Raw genomic sequence first — 17,830 nt, forward strand, 5'->3', positions numbered from 1 at the left:
CGTAATAAAAATAATAGCCGTATCATAACTTAAAAACAAAGTCTGTGATACGGCTATTTCTAGATTTAATAACTAATATAACGTGAAATAAAATTAGAAAATAGACAGTTGCCTGTCATTAACAAAGTTTACTTCAATGGCGGGCTTCTTTTCAAACAAGCAGTATGTTGCTATAGCCGAAAGGAGTTGGCTATAAAGTTATTGAATGAACGATGTTTGGAGTGTTCTATCTGTGCTATGTTCTTCAGTTCATCATTGACTGTTTCAATCAAGGTTCTTTTTCTGAGTAGAATTTTGTCGGCAATACTCATCAGTGAATTCTTCATACTATTGTTTTTTAACTTTAGTGACAAGCTGTATGCCATTAAGGAAAAGGTTCTCAAACAGAGCCTGACCGATATATCCTTTGTCAGCACATAATTTTCCTTTGATGTTCTCTAGGAGCTTTCCCAGCCTCAAAGGTTCTCGGTCATCCACGTTTCCAAGAGTGAACATGAAATTGAGGACTCTCCTTTATCATTGATTATTAGATGCAGTTTGAATCCGAAGAACCATTCCATAGAACATTTTTCACGCTCGGCAAGCCCTTCAAATATCTTATGAATCAAGATTTTTGGGTTACGACACACATGTAAGAGAGTTGAATCAACAAAACTGATGCCTGTACAGGTCCCAGCAATGCTTTCTTGATAAAAATGGTCAAGGAAAGCATACCTCCTTCTCTAATTCTACTAAACGGTTATAGGATACCAAACGTGGAAAAAGTTTTTTCAGATATTTGCACACATATTCCTTGTAGTAATGCTTGAAACAGCGGAAACTACCAGAATGAAATAGGATAAGAATAACCATAATATCAACATTACTATACGGTTGGGCTTATTACGGTGATTGGTCTTATTATCCTTAAATCATATATTTTTCCTGTTGCAATGTAAATTCCTTATAAAAATCTTTGGATATACAATAATTTTTTGTAAATTTAAGTCACTTAGAAACATGACGGCAATCGTTTAAATGTAATGATTCAGCACTATAAATTTAATGCTTTTATTGATATATTTTTAATTATCAGTGAAATATATTTATTGTTATTTCGAATTCACGTTAATTATATATATTATGAAAAAATCGTTTATCTATTTGTGCTTATTTGCTTTTATTTCTTCTTGTTCCTCTAATATTTTAGAGGAGGTACAAAGTATACCCAAATCAAGGTCCATTGGTTATGAACCAACTTGGTGGAATTCTACAGAGCGATTGCCTGCCCCCAGTGAATATTGGAGTGGATATAGAGATACTCCATATGATGTAGCTACGATTGATACATGTGCAGGATATGTTAGTTTGGTTTACTCATGGGGATTTTCTTATGATTGGCAGTATTACCATAGATTGCAAGTTCAATATAGAAAAATTTCTGATGGGGATGAATATCTTCAGTTTATACCGGAATCTGAGTGGAAGTGGCTAGGGGATGGAAAAGGGAAATATCAAAATGGTATAATAGAAGAAAAATCACCGAGTCGATGTGTGGATATTGATGCGGCTTGTTTACCTAAAGGTAAAATTGGAATACGGTATAGATTATTACATATGGCATACCCAGGTCAATATTATGATCCTGGTTATGATAATATTATGTATACAGAATGGACTATGGTATCACGTTCTGGAATGGTTATCATGAATGAGGGTGGTTCATTTGTGGAGCAATTGTTTATTCATGTTTCATTTCCTCAAACAATGGCTATGTTTACTTGTTCTGTTTTTATTGATGATAATCAAATTTATAAAAATACGAATAATATTTACGTTTATGAGCGAAAGAAGGAAAATGGAACTTATACGGTTTCAGCTTTTATGCAAATACACCAAGGTGGAAGTACGGAGTATAGAAGTGCAGAAAAAACGGGTGAATATAATAAAAGTACAAAACATATCTATGTAAATTTTACTTTGGAAGATTTTGTCTATTAAACAATTTTATTGAAATGGCTTCTTTATTCTTAATTGTATTACATCATTAGTGTATTGTTAAAATAGAGAAAAGGAAATTTTTTTGTTATTGTTGAAATTAATCTTTTCAAATAGACTTCTAAGATAGCTTTTATTATTTGATATGTTCTATTTATTGATATTTCTAAAGTTTTATAATATCCTACAAACTACTTTTATCAGAATTAATTAAACATAAAAGTCGACAATTGATTTTTAGTCAGTGGATGGAGTGGCTAACATTTTGTTTTTTATCATATTTATCAACTGGGTGTTTAGTTTATTTTATTGAAGTATTCTAATTTATTGGAAAAAATTACTTGTCTTTGTTTATCAATTTATTGAAAATCAAATTATCTTATTTAAAACTCATAAAAAGGTTGTATTTCAATTAATATTAAGGAACTCTTTATTTTATTGACGGAGCAGGACAAAATTGTAATTTTGTGTTTATTACACAGAATAAGATTGAAAAATATTTATAGTTAAACTAAAAGTCTATGCGTATGAAAGTGCCACTTTATTTGTCTATTTTAGTTTCTGTATGTTTATTGGGATGTAAAACTGCAAAACAACAACCTGCATTGGTACATGAATCTGGACAATCTTTGTCTGAAATAAAGACTTTGATGGAAAAAGGAAAGTCTTATTTCATAAGTACAACACAATATCCGAACTATTTGCCGGATAATGGGGTCTTTTTGAAAGCAGAAAGTCGGAAGTTGATTAATTTAAAACAGGGTGAGCAATATCAGGGAGCAGGTGGAAGTCTTTTTAAGGTTGATACGTTGGTTACAAGTAGTATTTTGTCGGATGCTGCAATCTCTCAGGTTTTCCGAGGAATAAAAAAAGGAAAGAATAATGTATGCGTTTTGAGTGATGAAGTTAATGGCTTGAAAAACGAGAAATTTCCTTGTACTGAGGGAGATTATATTGTGAATTTGAAAAGTTTGACGATGTATGTAGAAGGATCTAGAGATATTCGAATTGCTTCAAATTCTACTCGTAGGGATTATTTAATGAATGATGTTAGTCAAGCGGCTTTAGATAACTTGCCTAAAACCTATTCGGGTGATGTCACAGTTACTTATGTGGCAGATTGGGAGATTCTCTCAGCAGAATCCAAGAAGAGTCTGGTGGATATAAATTTTAAGAAAGATATAAAATTGTATTGTGGTGATGATTTTGAAATATCTGAAGTTTTGCAAAAGTATGCCGTTCAAGCTGGATCTGATTTTGTTGAGTTTTTTAATTCAAAATAATAAACTCTGTAATTTATCATTATAAGATATAATAGTTTTTGCTTCAGGAACACTATTAATTAGATATTAAGTATTAAAGTTCCAGTGATTCCTGAGGCATTAAAAAGTATTATTTCTTAGGGATATTCAGTAAATGTCCTTAAAATATATGATGGCATATGAAGATGATATAACATAATCCTCCATATGCCATTTTTCTTGTAGTTTTTCTGTATTTTCTCTCTTGATTCTAACCGTTAAGACATGGCTCTCCGGAAGAAGTCTGATGCCCTCTTCAGATTCTGGTTATGAAAATCATGTCATGCCGTTTTAGCTGTTCTGGTCCTGATTTTGTCTATCATCAGTACGGCATTTGCCGTATGTATTCCGAAAAAAATCCACAGTAATGTAGGTTGCCGTTAAGATGTTCCACAAGATGTCTGTCAGAGAGTCCGGTATAGGCTTTTAGGACCATAATGGCAATCTTTGCGGAAGGACTGAATATGTTCCTGCGGCCGACGATTTTCAGACAGCCCCATGTTTTTTGCCATAACTTCAAAAGGAAACACTGAATGAAGCCTGCCCAGTTCACTCTCATTAAAACTCTTGCGATATTTTTCCAGAATATCAAATTCTGTAAAACCCAAGGTAGGGTGAATATCCGAAATATTTTGTATCTTAGCCATATCTTTGTTGGAGGATTTCCCCTGTTTTGGCCGTCAAACCTTATTTTCGGGGGAATACCTAAAGATACAAAAAAGCCAACTAATTTGCAACACTTTGTGTATGAATTAGTTGGCTAATTTTATACTATTTACTGAATGTCCCTTCTTATATTAAATGAGTTAGAAGTTTACTTGATTTTATCCGTTATTCCGGTAATCCAGCGGGCTCATCCCCACATATCTTTTAAAATATTTTCCGAAAAAGGACATGTTAGCAAAGTTGAGCGAGTCTGAAATCTCCTGAATCGAAAGATTTGTTGATTTTAGTTGCGACTTTGCATCCATGATAACCATGCGCGAAATAATTTCCATGCAGGTATTTCCCGTTGCCTGTTTTACCGTAGTGCAGAGGTGTGTTTGAGTTATTCCTAACTTTTCGGCATACCATGCTACATTACGTGTTTTATTGTAATTCTGCATGACCAGCTGAGTGAAGTTTTTGCATAATATTTCGCTCTTCGACAAATTACTTTTGTTTTCATTTGCCCGGTTGCTGTACATGGCTGCTATACCTATATGTATATTATTATAGAGGTGTGGAGTTATGAACTTTCGGGTATTCTCGTTAAAGAATTCATACAGCTTTATCAAAAAACAGAGATAATCTTTCAGCAGTGCAGCACCTTCCTGACGGAGGGTAATGAGCGGGCGTCCTAAAGTGATGTATAAAGTATTCATTGTAGAACGGTTTAAGTTAGCCTGTTCTACATATTTCGATGAAAACCCTCCGAAGTATAGCTCCATTTCTCCTTTTACACTATGTATCTGAAGAATTGTTCCGGGCATGATTGTCACAAAATCGTTGGCGCGTACAATTATACGGTTCAGGTTGACCGATGCTTCTACCTCACCGCTCATACACAGAACGAAAATTTCCGATTTTATCCGGCAGGGAAAATTGGTGTATAAGCTTAAAAGTTCCTTGCTTATGCCTGTTCCTACAATCCATTCTTCCGGTAAATCTATTTTGGGTAATTCTTTTTCCATCGTTTAAAACTTTCTACAAAGTTATATGTTTTTTGAAATATAGACTATTCATAAGCAGACTAAATAATCTGTTTTACTTTATAAATTAATGATTTACATGTGAGCTATCAATGTGATATTAAAAAATAGAACAAAAATAATAAAATTAGACCTTGTCAGTTCGTCTGAAAGGTTATTACTTTGCATCGATTAATAAAAATAAAATTTTAAGGTATCAAATGAAAAAGAATTTGTTTTTTTACTTGTTTGCTGTATTGTGTACAGTGAGCTTGTTCACTTCTTGTAGTGATAATGATGAACCTGCTGTAACAGTACCGGTCAGTGCTAATGTTGCAGGTAATTATAAAGGAGCATTGAATGTTACGTTGAAAATGGAAACTGGAGATGTTCCTGCTGGTAATGTTCCTGCTCAGCTTGTTTCTGTGACTAATGCTGGAGAAAATACTGTAGATTTAAAAATCAGTAACTTTTCTTTCAGTGGAATGCAACTAGGTGATATTGAAGTAAGTGGTTGCCAGTTGACTGATGCTGGAAATGGTAAATATACTTTTACAGCAACTTCTTCGATGGACGTAACAGGGCTGCTGTCTGCTGGAATCAAAGCAAATGGAGTTTTTGAAGATAAAACTCTTACACTCGATTTGGATATAGATGATGTCAAACTGATGGGATCTCCAGTACCTTATACTGTAAAAGTAGCTTATTCTGGTACTAAACTTTCTGGTACAGAAAGCAGTGAAGCTAAGATCCTTTCTTTTGTTTTCGACAAAGAAGTTGCAGCTGCTAATGCTGTAGTAATGGGAGAACCTGTTATCGATGAAACGTCTAAGACTATTAAATTTACTGTAAATTCAGAAGCTACAGCAGAAGAACTGGCTGCTTTAGTTCCGACTATTGAAGTTTCTGAAAAAGCAACGGTTACTCCTGCAAGTGGTGAAGTTGGAGACTTTTCGAATGGTAAGACTGTAACTTACATAGTTACTGCTGAAAACGGTTCAACTGCAGAATATGTGGCTTCTGTTTCTTCTCAGGTTACAGTTTATGGTTTTGAAACTTGGGTTGCTGGTGTAGAAGGTCAGGAACCTGATATGACTTTCTATAATCCGGATGGATGGTGTTCAAGTAATGCTGGAGTTCAGATGCTAAAGGGAATGGAACTGGCAGATCATTATGCTGTTGAAGCTACCAATGATGCACATTCTGGTGAGAAAGCTGCTTTAATAACTTCTGTTGATACTAAAGGAAAAGATATGTATTTTGCTAAAGCACCTAAAGTTACAACCGGATCTTTGTTCTTGGGTACTTTTATTACAGATATATTTAATACATTGAATAGTACTAAGTTTGGTATTCCCTATTCTGCAAAACCAGTTTCATTGAAAGGCTGGTATAAGTATACTCCGGGACCGGACTTTTACGTGGTAAATGAACAACCATACGATCAGCATTGTCATGAGGCTGTTTTGGACAAAACAAAAACTGATGAATTTATGATTAGTGTTGTTTTGTATGAAACTGAGGAGTATGATACAAAGAATTGGTCAGATTGTTTAACAGGAGTTGCTGATACTGAAAAGAATATTTATACTTCTAGTCGTGTTGCTGCTATTGCGCAGTTGACTGGTGGTGAACAGACAGAATGGAAAGAATTTAATTTGACTCTTGACTGGAAGAAAGAATACAATGCTGATACAAAATATCGTATGGCTATTATCTGTTCTGCTAGTAAAGATGGTGATAAATTTTGGGGAGCTCCGGGAAGTACGCTGATTGTAGACGACTTTGAATTGGTCGCTGAATGAAATAGAGATTAATTCTTGTTTTTATAAAAATAAAAGACGAGTATCAGTGTTATGTTTTGATACTTGTCTTTTATTTTTTTATGTATTTATCTGATAGAATATATAACTTTTTTGTACAAAAAGAATTTGTACAAATTATAAAAAAACATGCTGATGTTTTATCCAATTCTTGGGCAAGTTTTCTTGAATTTATGCTCATGTTTTTTTTAGTATGCAGTGATTCCTAAAATATAGATATCTGATATAAACTAAAAAGGCTCTATCAATCGTATTTGGGAGAATGACAGAGCCTTTTTTATAGTAAGTAAAGTGGTTGATTCTTAATGTAATAAACTCTTTTGGGAAGAGCCTGATCTTTGGTTTGCCCTCACGTTTTCTTCAATAGCTGAAAACTTGATGAGAGGCTTGAAAAATATGCATTTCCATTATGCGAGGTTAAAACTCGTAGCCAAATCCGAAATTCAGATAAATGGGGTACATGGCAAAAGAAATAGTATTGAAGTCTTTCTTGAATATGTCATTGAGTCCCCATGTCAAATCGGCGTGTACAGTGAGGTGTTTGTAAGCTTTCCAACTTCCTCCAGCCTGAATACCCCATTGGAAACGACGTAATTCATCAGAAAAGTCATATGCAGCTGAGTTGTCACCTTCAAAATCAATGCGGCTTCCCGTTGCATCGGGAGTGCGCAAATGTCCTTCATAAACTTCTCCTGAAAAATCTCCATCCATCATGTATGAGAAATAAGGGCCGGCTACAACTTTCCAGCGGTTATTGATTTTATAGTTTGCCAACAATGGAATAGTGATATACGACATCTTGACTTTGGTTTTGACACCTCCGGTCCAGAGTCCTTCTACTTTTCCGCCTACCTCGTTGAAGATAGCCATTCCGTAATTTTTTACTGTAGCACGTGTGGTCATGTCTTTGCTGTCAAGTCTTACTCCAAGACTTATTCCCCATTTCTGGGCAGCATCAACCCATTTTGTTGCGTTTCCTTCAATTGTTATGGCAAGTCCCGGTGAGTAACTGTCCAAACTTCTGATCTCTTTTGGAAGAGGAAGCGGTGAAGTTCCTCCGATATTTACTCCTGCCTTGAATTCGTAATCCAGTCCATGTAGGGATGACCATAGCAAACCTTTATGTTCGGTAGACTGTGCATGTAACAAATTTGCTCCTGCGGTAAGTGCCGCGGCTAATATAAATATATATTTTTTCATATTCCTGTTTCGAATATCTAGATGATTGAATTGTATTATTCACAAGTTATTTCTACTTCGTCAATGCAAAGCTCACTTCCTATAGCCCCTTCGAAATAGGCTCCCTGAATGCTGGAAGAGAAGACAATGGCAAGTTTATATTTACCAGCTTTCAGATTATCTTCATTAATGGTTTTACCATTTTGGAGCTTGAAGTCCAGATCAAATCTGGCCCACTGGTCGGTTGCTTCTGTTTTGTCTATACGTGCCATTGAAACAATGTTCTTTGCCTTCTCGTTGCCTTCTGTAAATAAGTCACCATCCAGCGAGAAGTCACTGTTGGGTGCTTCATAAAGCACGGCATAGATATCACCGGTATCGGTTTTTCCTGAAATGACATTTCCGTTCTGGTCTGTCAATGTTGCTCCCGGTTTATATTTGTAGTATCCCGACATTTTCAGAGGTTTCCGTGTGAAGGGGAAGCCGAACTGAGTTGCTTGTCGTGGAGCAATGATAGCATAAGTCATGTTGAAAGAGCCGATAAAGAGATTTCCGGCTGCAATCGGCATTTTAGGATTGGTATTCATACCGAAGGTTCCTGTTGACTGAGTAACTAGTTTTACACATTTGCCTTCTACTCCTCCGTCAGCCTGTGATGTCGGATATTGTATGGCATTGGTTGCCATGCCGCATAAATTATATCCCTGATTACCACTTGCCCATTGCATGATACCATTTACATCAGTCAGGTATAATACATGATATGGATTGATTTCTCTTAAGTTTTCGAATGAATATTTTAAAGGCAGCTCTATTGTGTATAGATTAACTGTGTAAGTTGCCTTGTTACTTCCATCTTCGGATGTGACAGTGAAGGTACGCTCTTTTTCAGTGCTGAAATCGTAGTAAGGTGGATTGTCCTTGCTTTGAGATTGGTCTGGACTGATGGTAGCTCCGTCAGGGAGAGTGAAATTCAATTCCTGAGCTGCTATATTAGAGCCTTCGAAAACGAAAATCTCGATTTCTCTGCTTATTTCATTGATGTTTATTAATTGGATATTTGCTCCACTGCATCCGTCTATTGCCGCTTCTACATTTAATGCTTCATCCTGAATGCAGGATATTGTGGATAAGGATAAGGTGATTCCGATTAAAATGTTTTTAAAATTCATGTTTCTTTTTAATTATCGTTGACGTGGCAAATATACAACAAAAAAAGCAGGCTGGAAGCTAATTCCATCTTAATTTTTATACTATATTTATGAAAAATAGACTAAAACAATATTAGTAAAATATATGAGTTTCGATACTTTATGATATGGTATAAGTATGGAAAGATAAAAAATAGAACAAAAATAGAAAAAACAGACCTTTTCGATAAGCTGAAAATTCTATTACTTTGTGCTCCGAAAAAATAAAATTACTAATTGACTGAAAATGAAAAACTATTTAAAAGTTCTTTCTTCTGTAATGTTACTGGCTTTTTTAGGCAGTTGCTCGGGTGAAGAAGGAAAAGAGAGTGTTTCAGGGCAAGGCAGTATCATGGTTGATTTGTCGACCAATCTGTCTTATAGTCGCGCTGTAGATGAGAGCGCTTACCGTAACGTAAACAATTATAAGGTATCTCTATATAAAGGAGAAGAACCTGTTTATACAGATCAGCTTTATGGAGATTTGGATGTAGAACAGAAAGTTGATTTTGGTGTTTCTTATACACTGACCGCTTATTATGGAGAGGATGTTGCTGCTGGTTACGACAAACTGTACGTAAAGGGTAGTCAGACATTTACGGTATCTCAAGGTGATAAAAAAACTGTTTCTATTCTTTGTAAACCTGCCAATGCCAGAATTACTTTGGTTTATAAAGGAAATGGTGATAACGATGCATTCGAAGATTACTTCCAGGATTGTACCGTTACTGTAAAGACCGACTATATGGATGAGGCTTGGACTATGAACAAGTCGAATGAAGGTCAGCAGCTTTATCTGAAAACCGGTGATGAAGGTACAAATGCTACTTTGTCCTTCTCTTTAATCGATAAAAATGGTGAACCTGTATCTGTTGATGGTTTCGATACTTCTAAGGTAATCGATTTGAAACCTTGCTATTCTTATACTTTGACTATCAAGCCGAATAAAGCAGCTATTGCAGGAGGTAAGCTGGGCTTGACTATTACTGTTGATGGTGGGGTAACAGAAGAAGATGTTACTGTTAATATCCCGGGTGATTACATTCCAAATTAAGATAAAATACGAATAAAATGAAAAAATATAAGAGTTTAATATGGCTTTTAGGCCTTATTGTAAGTTTGTCATCTTGCGAAATGCGTGACGAACTTTTGGGTAAAGGAGGAGCCGGAGAAAATGCCGGTACACTGGAGCTTGACCTGGCATCTATTTATAACGGAGTAACAATAAGTCGTGCCGGAGAAACTGTAGACGGCGGAACTACTACCGGAAGTTTTAATGAAGAAGATGTAAATGTAGACAATTATACACTGGTTGTTACGAATACTGAAACTCAGGAAGAAGCAGCCAGAGGTAAAGTCAGTGAATTGAAGAACGAAAACGGTAAGGTAGTTCTTCCTTTGGGTGAAGGAAGCTATGCTGTAACTGCTTACAATTACGAAGGTGAAAATGTAACAGTATCCGAGCGTCCTTATTTTAAAGGGGAACAGACTTTCTCTGTAAAGAAGGGTATTGCTACAAATGTTGATCTGACTTGTAAGTTGGCATGTGTTGAAGTATCAATAGGTTTGACAAGCTCGTTTGAAGAAGCTTTTAAAGATGATTATTCAGTAATAGTTGATAATAGAGATGGTGCCACCCGAATATTCGATAAGAGTTCTCTTGGTAAGAAATATTATTTTCAGGTTCCTGAACGCCAGAACAGCCTGAATGCTTCTATCAAGGCAACTTCTGTAGAAGGTAATTTTATTGAATTGAAAGTAACTATTCAGAAGCCTTCTGATGCAGAGGGTAGCGAATCTTATTTGGCTGGTGGAGATTCTTTTAATATTCAACTGACAGAAGACGGTTCTACAGATTCTTATATTTCTATCGGTATTATAGTTGACCTGACATTCACTGAAGTGGGTGAAACAATTAAAATCCCTGTAGGTAATATTATTTATGAAGGTCCGGAAAACCCGGGTGAAGGTGGTGGTGAAGAACCGGAAGAACCGACTACCGGAACTTTGTCTGTTACAGGTATCCCAAAGATATATGATTTGACTCTTACAGGAGAAGTTCCTACGGTTAAAGTCGATATGGCATCGGAGAAAGGCATTAAGTCATTAGTTGTTTCAATAAGCAGTGATAATAAAGAGTTTCCTGTTTTATTGGAGGGTTTGGACCTGGCGGAACCTTTTGATTTATGTAATTTAGAAGAAAGACCTACTGCTAAGGATAATTTACTTAACTTAGGATTAATATCAGAAAAAGTTTATACCCAGTTGCATGCTGGAACATTAACATCTTATAAATTTGAGGTAACTTCATTAGTAGGGATGTTACCTGCAAGTAATCTTACAGGTTCTCATGTGTTTAATTTGACCATTTCTGATGGTAACGAAACTAAGGAGGGAGCTTTAACCGTGAATGTAACAGAATAATAATCCTGCTTTAAAAGGATAATAATAAAACATAGAGGTAAATGAAAACAAATATATTAGTTACTAGTTTATTTCTTTTGGCAGGATTGATTTCTTCCTGTCAGTCAGAAATAGATGAGACCAAAGGATATGGCTATCTCCAGCTGTCTGCTGTTGATATCAATAAGAGTGTAACTACTCGTGCCGATATAACCGAATCGGAAGCAATAGCTGTTGATATATTGGATGAATCGAATACTGTTGTACAGCATGCCGATGACTGGAGAAACTTGGATGATGTATTACTGCGAGTAGCAACTTATACCATCAAGGCATACTCAGCCGATAAGGTTGTGGAAACTCAAGGGTTTGATGCATTGCCATATTATGAAGGACAAAGCAGTGTGCTTATTGAGGCTAATAAGGCAAAAAGTGTGAAGGTAGCTTGTAAACTGGCTCAGACAATGGTTTCTGTAAATTGTTCGGAAACTTTTAAATCTACTTTTGCTGGTTATACATGTTATATAGAAGGTGCTGATGCGCTGAGCATTCCATTTGTAGAAGATGAAGCACGTGCTGCTTATGTAAAAGCTGGTCAGCCTTTGACTGTAAAAGTTGATTTCGGTAATGGAAAGTCTTTCTCTCAGGAAATCACTTCGAAAGCGGAAGCTGCTTATCACTATAAAGTAAATCTGGATATTACGGAAGGTAATGCCGGATTCGATATATCTGTAGACCAGACTATTCATCAGTACGACGTAACAGTAAAAGTACCTACCAAGCAGGAAAGTGCTGATATGGTAACCAGCGATATTAAGAACGATGCTTCTAAGGTTTGGGGACAGTTTGCTTATTTGTCGGGTTCTTGTAATTTAGCGGAAATTACTTCTCCGGTACAGTTCCGTTACAAGAAGAAAGCCGATGCTGAATGGACTACAATTGAAGCTGTTCAGGAAGAAGGCACTAAGAACTACTCTGTAAAGGTTGCCCCGCTAGATTTCGGTACGGAGTACGAATATTATATTGTATGTGGAGATAAAACAGGCGAAACTTGTACGTTTACTACAGAATCGTATGTGGAAATTCCGAATCTGAACTTTGATACTTGGAGTCAGAACGGAAAGAACTGGTATGCCAATGCTGATGCTTCAGATAGTTATTGGGCTACCGGTAATTCTGGAGTGACTCTTATCAAGGATGCTACAACTGTTCCTGTTGAGGGGAGTGAAGCGCATAGCGGAAAAGCTGCTAAGATGACTACTGTTGATGGTGTAATGCTGGTTGGAGCTGCTGCTGGTAATTTGTTTATTGGAACTTACAAAACCAATATGACGAATCCATCAACGAGTGTAAATTTTGGTCGTGATTATGCAGGGGCTCGTCCTGTAAAACTTTCAGGTTATTATAAATATACTTCTTGTGCAATCAATTATGGTTCTCAACCAGGTACACTTACAACTGATGAATGTAATATTTATATTCGCTTATGGGATGCAAGTGGGGCAGAAATAGGTTTTGGTGAGTTCGTGAGTTCTGAATCTGTTGGTACATATACTCCGTTTGAAGTTACTATTAATTATAGTAATACTCAGAAACGTCCTGCTAAGTTAACAATCGTTGCTACTTCCAGTCGTTATGGTGGTAATTTTAGTGGTAAGAAAGTAGTTGGTCAGATTGGAGCCGGCAGTACCCTTTGGGTAGATGATTTTGAATTGTCATACTATTAATGTTTGCATGAAGAAATATTTCATTTTATTATTAACCTTTTTGTGCGTAACTTCGGTCTACGCACGAAAAGGTTATGATCGTAATATAAAGCCCTCCTTATTTGTTCCGAAAGGATCGTGGATGGGAGGTGTCACATTCTCTTATACAGAATTGACCGGTGATAATTATAAGCTTCTGATATTGGATGATGTAAACGGTGAAGGGTATACCTTTAAGGTAAGTCCATATGCCGGATATTTTTTCCGTGATAATATGGCTGCCGGTGTGCGTTTGAATTATAACCGTACCTATGCGGATATAGGTAGTATTAATCTGGATTTGGGAGATGACCTGACATTCGATATCAGCGATTATAAATATCTGGAGCATGAATATACTGCTGCCGGATTTTTACGCACATATATGGGGCTGGGAAACAGTAAAGTTTTTGGCTTTTTCAATGAGCTTCGTCTGACGTATGGATATGGTCAGGGAAAAACGTTGTCCGGGTCGGATGAGAAAGCTACGGGTACCTATCAGACCTCTCATCGTTTACAGATTGGTGCGGCGCCGGGCTTGACGGCTTTCGTTACGAACAATATGGCAGTCGAGGTGTCGATTAATGTCGTTGGTCTGGACTTCAAGTGGATTGAACAGACTACCAATCAGGTAGAACATGGTTCGTACCGTCAGAGCTCGGCTGATTTTAAGATTAATATATTTTCGATAAATATAGGTATCTGTACCTATTTTTAAACTGATGGATTATGATAATGAAGGCTTTGAAATATAGCTTTGCTTTTCTTTTATTGCTGAACATGTCTTCGTGTATAGAAAATGATATTCCTTACCCTTATATTGAGGGAGTAATTCAGGAATTTCAGGTGGAAGGAATGCAAGGGGAGGCTGTGTTCAATAATCAGGCTCGTACTATTGAGCTTACTATAGGGGAGGATGCTTTTATTGACAGTTTACCTGTTACGAAACTGATTGCCAATACGGAAGCTTCAATCTATCCGGATGTTGCAGCATGTATTAAACCGAATGGTTTTCCTAATTTCAGTTTTAGTTCGCTGTCAGAACTTCCTGCTAATGCCAATACGGCTATTGATTTTACGAATCCAGTTAGAATCTTGTTGAAAACTTATCAGGATTATCAGTGGAGGGTGACTGTAAAGCAAGAAATTGAACGTGTGATTGAGGTGGAGAATCAGTCGGGTACTGCTCCTTCATTGGACTTATATAATCATGTTGCTATTATTTATGTCACGGAAGATGCTGATTACCGGAATATCAAGATTAAAAAATTAAATCTGGAGGGCTCAAAAACAGTATTAGATCCAGATCCGGCAACAGTAACGGATTTTACTCGTCCACGTGTGTTTAAGGCTTACCGTAATGGCAGATATATATGCGACTGGACGGTGGATGTACAGAAATCATCGGTAGCCGCTTCTGTAGAAAAAGTAAATGCATGGGCTACTAAGGCTTATATCAGTGGAAGTTTTCGTGCTGGAACTGATATTTCTGTGGAATATCGTGTGAAAGGTAATGAGGAATGGACGAAATTGGATAATTCGGCTATTACTGAAACAGGAAGCACTTCTTATTCTGCTGAACTTACGGGGTTGCAGAGTGGTACGGATTATGAAGTACGGGCACTGGCCGGAGGTAGTGAAGGCGATGTATATTCTTTCCAGACAGAAACGATTGTGACTCTTCCCAACATGAATTTCGAAACTTGGACACAAGATGGAAAAACATGGTATCCGAACCCTGTTGCCGATAATCTGGATGATCCACAGGCTTATTGGGCTACAGGTAATGAGGGAGTGACTATTTATAAGGAGTCGAGTACCGTACCTGTTACAGGTAGTGATGCTTATAAAGGAAAGTCTGCCAAAATGTATACGTACGGAGATATTTTATTGGTCGGTGCTGCTGCCGGTAATTTGTTTATCGGGACTTATAAAACGAATGTAGGAAAACCTGAGTCGAGTCCGTCGTTTGGACGTGCTTATTCTGGAGCCCGTCCTACAAAACTGAGTGGGTATTATAAATATAAATCAATGCCTGTTACATACGCTGGTACTGTTCCCGGAAATCTGAAAACAGATCAATGCCATATTTATTTAAGATTATGGGATGATGCCGGACAGGAAATAGCTTATGGTGAGTTTATTGGTACAGAGACTGTTACTGAATATACGAAATTTGAGTTTGATATTAAGTATAGTAATACTGAATCGAAACCTGCGAAAATCGCGATTGTTGCTACTTCCAGTAAGTATGGCGGTGATTTTGATGAGAATGGAAAGAAAGTAATCGGACAGGTTGGCGACGGCAGTACGTTGTGGGTAGATGAATTTGAATTAGGTTATGAATAAATTAGTTATTGAATATATGAAGTGGATAGGAGGCTTGTGCTCGCTGCTGCTATGTATGCTACTGGGAGGGTGTCAGGAGAATGAGGAAACTGATTTATCTGGCAAAACGGGATTGCTTGTTACCTTGACTGATGAGGATAATAAAGCATATTCACGTAAAGCTCCTTCTGAGTTGGAAGATCCGCTGACAGAAATGTTTCAGTTGAAGATTCTATATAGTGGTACCGATAAATCTGCCTATAAGGGAACTTGTAAGGAATATGTTTTATTACAGGAAGGCCTGTACGATTTGACTGCTACGTATGGTGATAATCCAGTGATTGCATTGGATGCTCCCTATTATGTAGGAAGTTTGAATGCACGGGAAGTGATAAAAGGAGAAATGACTTCAGCTTCTATATCTTGCTCTGTAGCCAATTCTCTGTTGTCTGTCATTTATAACAGAGAGAGTCTGAACAAGATGTATGAATCCTATTTCGTAACAGTATCTGTAGGCAGTGAGTCTGTCGATCTGGATGCTGATTCAGGAAAGAGTGCTTATTTTCGTGCAGGTTCGTCAGTGAAGCTGGTTTTCCATGGCCGTTTATCTGGTACGGGAAAAGAGGTCGTATATGATATTCCGGATCAGGAGCAGTTTGCAAATATTGCAGTAAAGACTCATGTAAAGGTTACATTAGGTCTGGATGATTCAGAAATTTCATCGGGAGTAGGTATTTCTATTGAGAAACTTGAAACGGAAACGGTTTCTATTGCTGAAACGATACCTTCAGAGTTTATGCCTAAGCCGAAATTGGAATCGGATGGTTTTCTGAATAACGAGCTCTCGTTCGCTGAAACAGAAAAAAAATCGGCAACTATTCGTTTGAAACTTTCATCTGCCTTGCAGGAGTTGAAGTTGAAATTTAATTCGGCAGATACTAAGTTTGCTGGATTGGAACAAGGAAAAGAATATTTGTTGTCTAGTGCTGAAGATAAGTCTGCGATTGAAAATGCATTAGGTATTTCCTTACCGGAAGTTGGAGCAACGGAGGCTGTTTTGGATTTTACTTCTTTATTACCACAGCTGATGACGAATAAGGGAGCAACTGTTACGTCAACAATAGAAGTGGATGTGAAGGCCAATAACCGCTGGGCTAGTGAAGATGCAACAGTAAATCGGGTTTATACACTTAAGTGTAATAAGCCGGAGTTCTCTATCGTAACTAATCCGGGAAACTTCTGGTGTAAGGAATTTAGTGTAGACAGCTGTGATATAAAGACTGGAGATATCGAAACGATTTCGCAGAAAATTCAATATCAATATCGTAAGAAAGGCGACGAGCAATGGATAGACTGTGATCGCTTGGTACAGTTTGACGACTATCCTGTGGATAAGCAATATCAGATACGTGCTGTTTATCGTGAGGGTATCGAAACAGAGCCAGTGGATGTGGTGCTGGAAACTCCGCAACAGTTACCGAATTCGGATATGGAAGAATGGTATATTGAGGAAAAGAAAAAATCGGGTACATGGCCCTCTAAGGATAAAACTTATTACACTTTCCATCCTTATGCAGAAGGTAATGCCAGCTCGTCTTGGTGGGCAACAAACAACGATAAAGCTCAAGGAGGAACGTATGCTTTTGGAATTTGGTATGAAGGTTGCTTTGCATCCTGTGTCAGTTATACAGAAGATGCTCATGGAGGCACAAAAGCTGCGTTGATGTATCTTTCGGGATGTGGTGATGGCTATGCCAATACTGCGGGTACTTATGTCGGTGGTGCTATGGTAGGTAGCTTGTTTATTGGAACTTATGACTCTGGTATTATACAAGGGCATGATTTTGGTTCTCGTCCAACTTCGATGTCTTTTTGGTATAAATATAAGCCCTATAATTCTGATGCTTTCAAGGTTGTTGTGTCTTTAAAGAATGGAGATCGGGAAATTGCAACTGGAACGTATGAACCTGCTGCCTCTTCGGAAGAAAATGGTGAATATGGACACGCCACAGTTGATTTTAATTATACTGAACCTTTTGAGAAAGCAACTTCTATATGTGTGCAGTTTTTGGCCTCGAATAAAACTTCACTTTCTCAGAGTGATTTTGATTTAGGAACAACTATAACTTATCCAGTGATTGGCGATTGGACTGTGCATATGGGAAGTATTTTGAAGATAGATGATATTTCCTTGGCATTTGATAAATAAAAGAT

General features: G+C 37.1%; 12 protein-coding genes and 2 pseudogenes. 9 read left to right on the forward strand and 5 right to left on the reverse strand.

All coding sequences use genetic code 11. The annotated features are described in order from the left end of the window. Nucleotides 1-93: 93 nt before the first annotated feature. Nucleotides 94-963, reverse strand: a pseudogene (locus ACDG22_RS06135) (IS982 family transposase). Nucleotides 964-1,122: 159 nt separating this feature from the next. Here ACDG22_RS06135 and ACDG22_RS06140 point away from each other — a divergent pair. Continuing rightward, entirely contained in the window at nucleotides 1,123-1,980 is an 858-nt protein-coding gene (locus tag ACDG22_RS06140; RefSeq protein WP_177593019.1) for a hypothetical protein, read from the forward strand. A 524-nt stretch (nucleotides 1,981-2,504) separates the two neighbouring features. Further along, the gene (locus ACDG22_RS06145; protein WP_177593018.1) at nucleotides 2,505-3,260 is read left to right on the forward strand and encodes a hypothetical protein; all 756 of its coding nucleotides are present in this window, start codon (nucleotides 2,505-2,507) and stop codon (nucleotides 3,258-3,260) included. 376 nt (nucleotides 3,261-3,636) lie between these two features. Here ACDG22_RS06145 and ACDG22_RS06150 read toward each other — a convergent pair. Then, a pseudogene (locus tag ACDG22_RS06150) lies at nucleotides 3,637-3,925 on the reverse strand (DDE transposase); the annotation flags it as partial. Nucleotides 3,926-4,102: 177 nt separating this feature from the next. Beyond that, the gene (locus ACDG22_RS06155) at nucleotides 4,103-4,951 is read right to left on the reverse strand and encodes a helix-turn-helix domain-containing protein (RefSeq protein ID WP_270230572.1); all 849 of its coding nucleotides are present in this window, start codon (nucleotides 4,949-4,951) and stop codon (nucleotides 4,103-4,105) included. Between the two features lie 218 nt (nucleotides 4,952-5,169). Here ACDG22_RS06155 and ACDG22_RS06160 point away from each other — a divergent pair, with 218 nt between their 5' ends. Further along, nucleotides 5,170-6,753, forward strand: coding sequence for a PCMD domain-containing protein (locus tag ACDG22_RS06160; protein WP_270244599.1), 1,584 nt, complete (start codon nucleotides 5,170-5,172; stop codon nucleotides 6,751-6,753). Nucleotides 6,754-7,188: 435 nt separating this feature from the next. Here ACDG22_RS06160 and ACDG22_RS06165 read toward each other — a convergent pair whose 3' ends face one another. Together ACDG22_RS06165 and ACDG22_RS06170 are read right to left on the reverse strand one after the other, a co-directional pair. Next, nucleotides 7,189-7,971 carry a porin family protein gene (locus ACDG22_RS06165; RefSeq protein WP_022125249.1) on the reverse strand — a complete coding sequence of 261 codons (783 nt, stop codon included), beginning with the start codon at nucleotides 7,969-7,971 and terminating at the stop codon, nucleotides 7,189-7,191. A gap of 35 nt (nucleotides 7,972-8,006) precedes the next feature. Next, nucleotides 8,007-9,122, reverse strand: coding sequence for a PCMD domain-containing protein (locus ACDG22_RS06170; protein ID WP_302558955.1), 1,116 nt, complete (start codon nucleotides 9,120-9,122; stop codon nucleotides 8,007-8,009). Between the two features lie 265 nt (nucleotides 9,123-9,387). Here ACDG22_RS06170 and ACDG22_RS06175 point away from each other — a divergent pair, with 265 nt between their 5' ends. Genes ACDG22_RS06175 through ACDG22_RS06200 form a run of 6 tightly spaced genes read left to right on the forward strand, consistent with a single transcriptional unit; the run spans nucleotide 9,388 to nucleotide 17,825 of the window. Continuing rightward, on the forward strand, nucleotides 9,388-10,194 hold the full coding sequence (locus ACDG22_RS06175; protein ID WP_270211948.1) for a DUF4493 domain-containing protein: 807 nt from the start codon (nucleotides 9,388-9,390) through the stop codon (nucleotides 10,192-10,194). 17 nt (nucleotides 10,195-10,211) lie between these two features. Continuing rightward, nucleotides 10,212-11,564 (forward strand): DUF4493 domain-containing protein, encoded by a 1,353-nt coding sequence (locus ACDG22_RS06180; RefSeq protein ID WP_270230570.1) that lies wholly within the window; start codon nucleotides 10,212-10,214, stop codon nucleotides 11,562-11,564. A gap of 41 nt (nucleotides 11,565-11,605) precedes the next feature. Next, the gene (locus tag ACDG22_RS06185) at nucleotides 11,606-13,270 is read left to right on the forward strand and encodes a DUF4493 domain-containing protein (protein ID WP_270230569.1); all 1,665 of its coding nucleotides are present in this window, start codon (nucleotides 11,606-11,608) and stop codon (nucleotides 13,268-13,270) included. Nucleotides 13,271-13,277: 7 nt separating this feature from the next. Next, nucleotides 13,278-14,006, forward strand: a complete 729-nt coding sequence (locus tag ACDG22_RS06190) for a hypothetical protein (protein WP_177593100.1) — start codon at nucleotides 13,278-13,280, stop codon at nucleotides 14,004-14,006. Between the two features lie 11 nt (nucleotides 14,007-14,017). Next, nucleotides 14,018-15,637 carry a PCMD domain-containing protein gene (locus ACDG22_RS06195; protein WP_270230568.1) on the forward strand — a complete coding sequence of 540 codons (1,620 nt, stop codon included), beginning with the start codon at nucleotides 14,018-14,020 and terminating at the stop codon, nucleotides 15,635-15,637. Next, nucleotides 15,630-17,825, forward strand: coding sequence for a DUF4493 domain-containing protein (locus ACDG22_RS06200; protein ID WP_270230567.1), 2,196 nt, complete (start codon nucleotides 15,630-15,632; stop codon nucleotides 17,823-17,825). The genes ACDG22_RS06195 and ACDG22_RS06200 overlap by 8 nt, the downstream gene beginning before the upstream one ends. Nucleotides 17,826-17,830: the final 5 nt, after the last annotated feature.

Source organism: Phocaeicola coprocola (genome assembly GCF_041333015.1).
GTDB lineage: Bacteria > Bacteroidota > Bacteroidia > Bacteroidales > Bacteroidaceae > Phocaeicola > Phocaeicola coprocola.

Excerpts from the sequence above, each read along its gene's own strand:
- ACDG22_RS06185 (WP_270230569.1), top strand. The coding sequence starts at position 11,606 with ATGAAAACAAATATATTAGTTACTAGTTTATTTCTTTTGGCAGGATTG.
- ACDG22_RS06145 (WP_177593018.1), top strand. The coding sequence starts at position 2,505 with ATGAAAGTGCCACTTTATTTGTCTATTTTAGTTTCTGTATGTTTATTG.
- ACDG22_RS06170 (WP_302558955.1), bottom strand. The coding sequence starts at position 9,122 with ATGAATTTTAAAAACATTTTAATCGGAATCACCTTATCCTTATCCACA.
- ACDG22_RS06140 (WP_177593019.1), top strand. The coding sequence starts at position 1,123 with ATGAAAAAATCGTTTATCTATTTGTGCTTATTTGCTTTTATTTCTTCT.
- ACDG22_RS06190 (WP_177593100.1), top strand. The coding sequence starts at position 13,278 with ATGAAGAAATATTTCATTTTATTATTAACCTTTTTGTGCGTAACTTCG.
- ACDG22_RS06165 (WP_022125249.1), bottom strand. The coding sequence starts at position 7,971 with ATGAAAAAATATATATTTATATTAGCCGCGGCACTTACCGCAGGAGCA.
- ACDG22_RS06195 (WP_270230568.1), top strand. The coding sequence starts at position 14,018 with ATGATAATGAAGGCTTTGAAATATAGCTTTGCTTTTCTTTTATTGCTG.
- ACDG22_RS06200 (WP_270230567.1), top strand. The coding sequence starts at position 15,630 with ATGAATAAATTAGTTATTGAATATATGAAGTGGATAGGAGGCTTGTGC.
- ACDG22_RS06175 (WP_270211948.1), top strand. The coding sequence starts at position 9,388 with ATGAAAAACTATTTAAAAGTTCTTTCTTCTGTAATGTTACTGGCTTTT.
- ACDG22_RS06160 (WP_270244599.1), top strand. The coding sequence starts at position 5,170 with ATGAAAAAGAATTTGTTTTTTTACTTGTTTGCTGTATTGTGTACAGTG.
- ACDG22_RS06155 (WP_270230572.1), bottom strand. The coding sequence starts at position 4,951 with ATGGAAAAAGAATTACCCAAAATAGATTTACCGGAAGAATGGATTGTA.
- ACDG22_RS06180 (WP_270230570.1), top strand. The coding sequence starts at position 10,212 with ATGAAAAAATATAAGAGTTTAATATGGCTTTTAGGCCTTATTGTAAGT.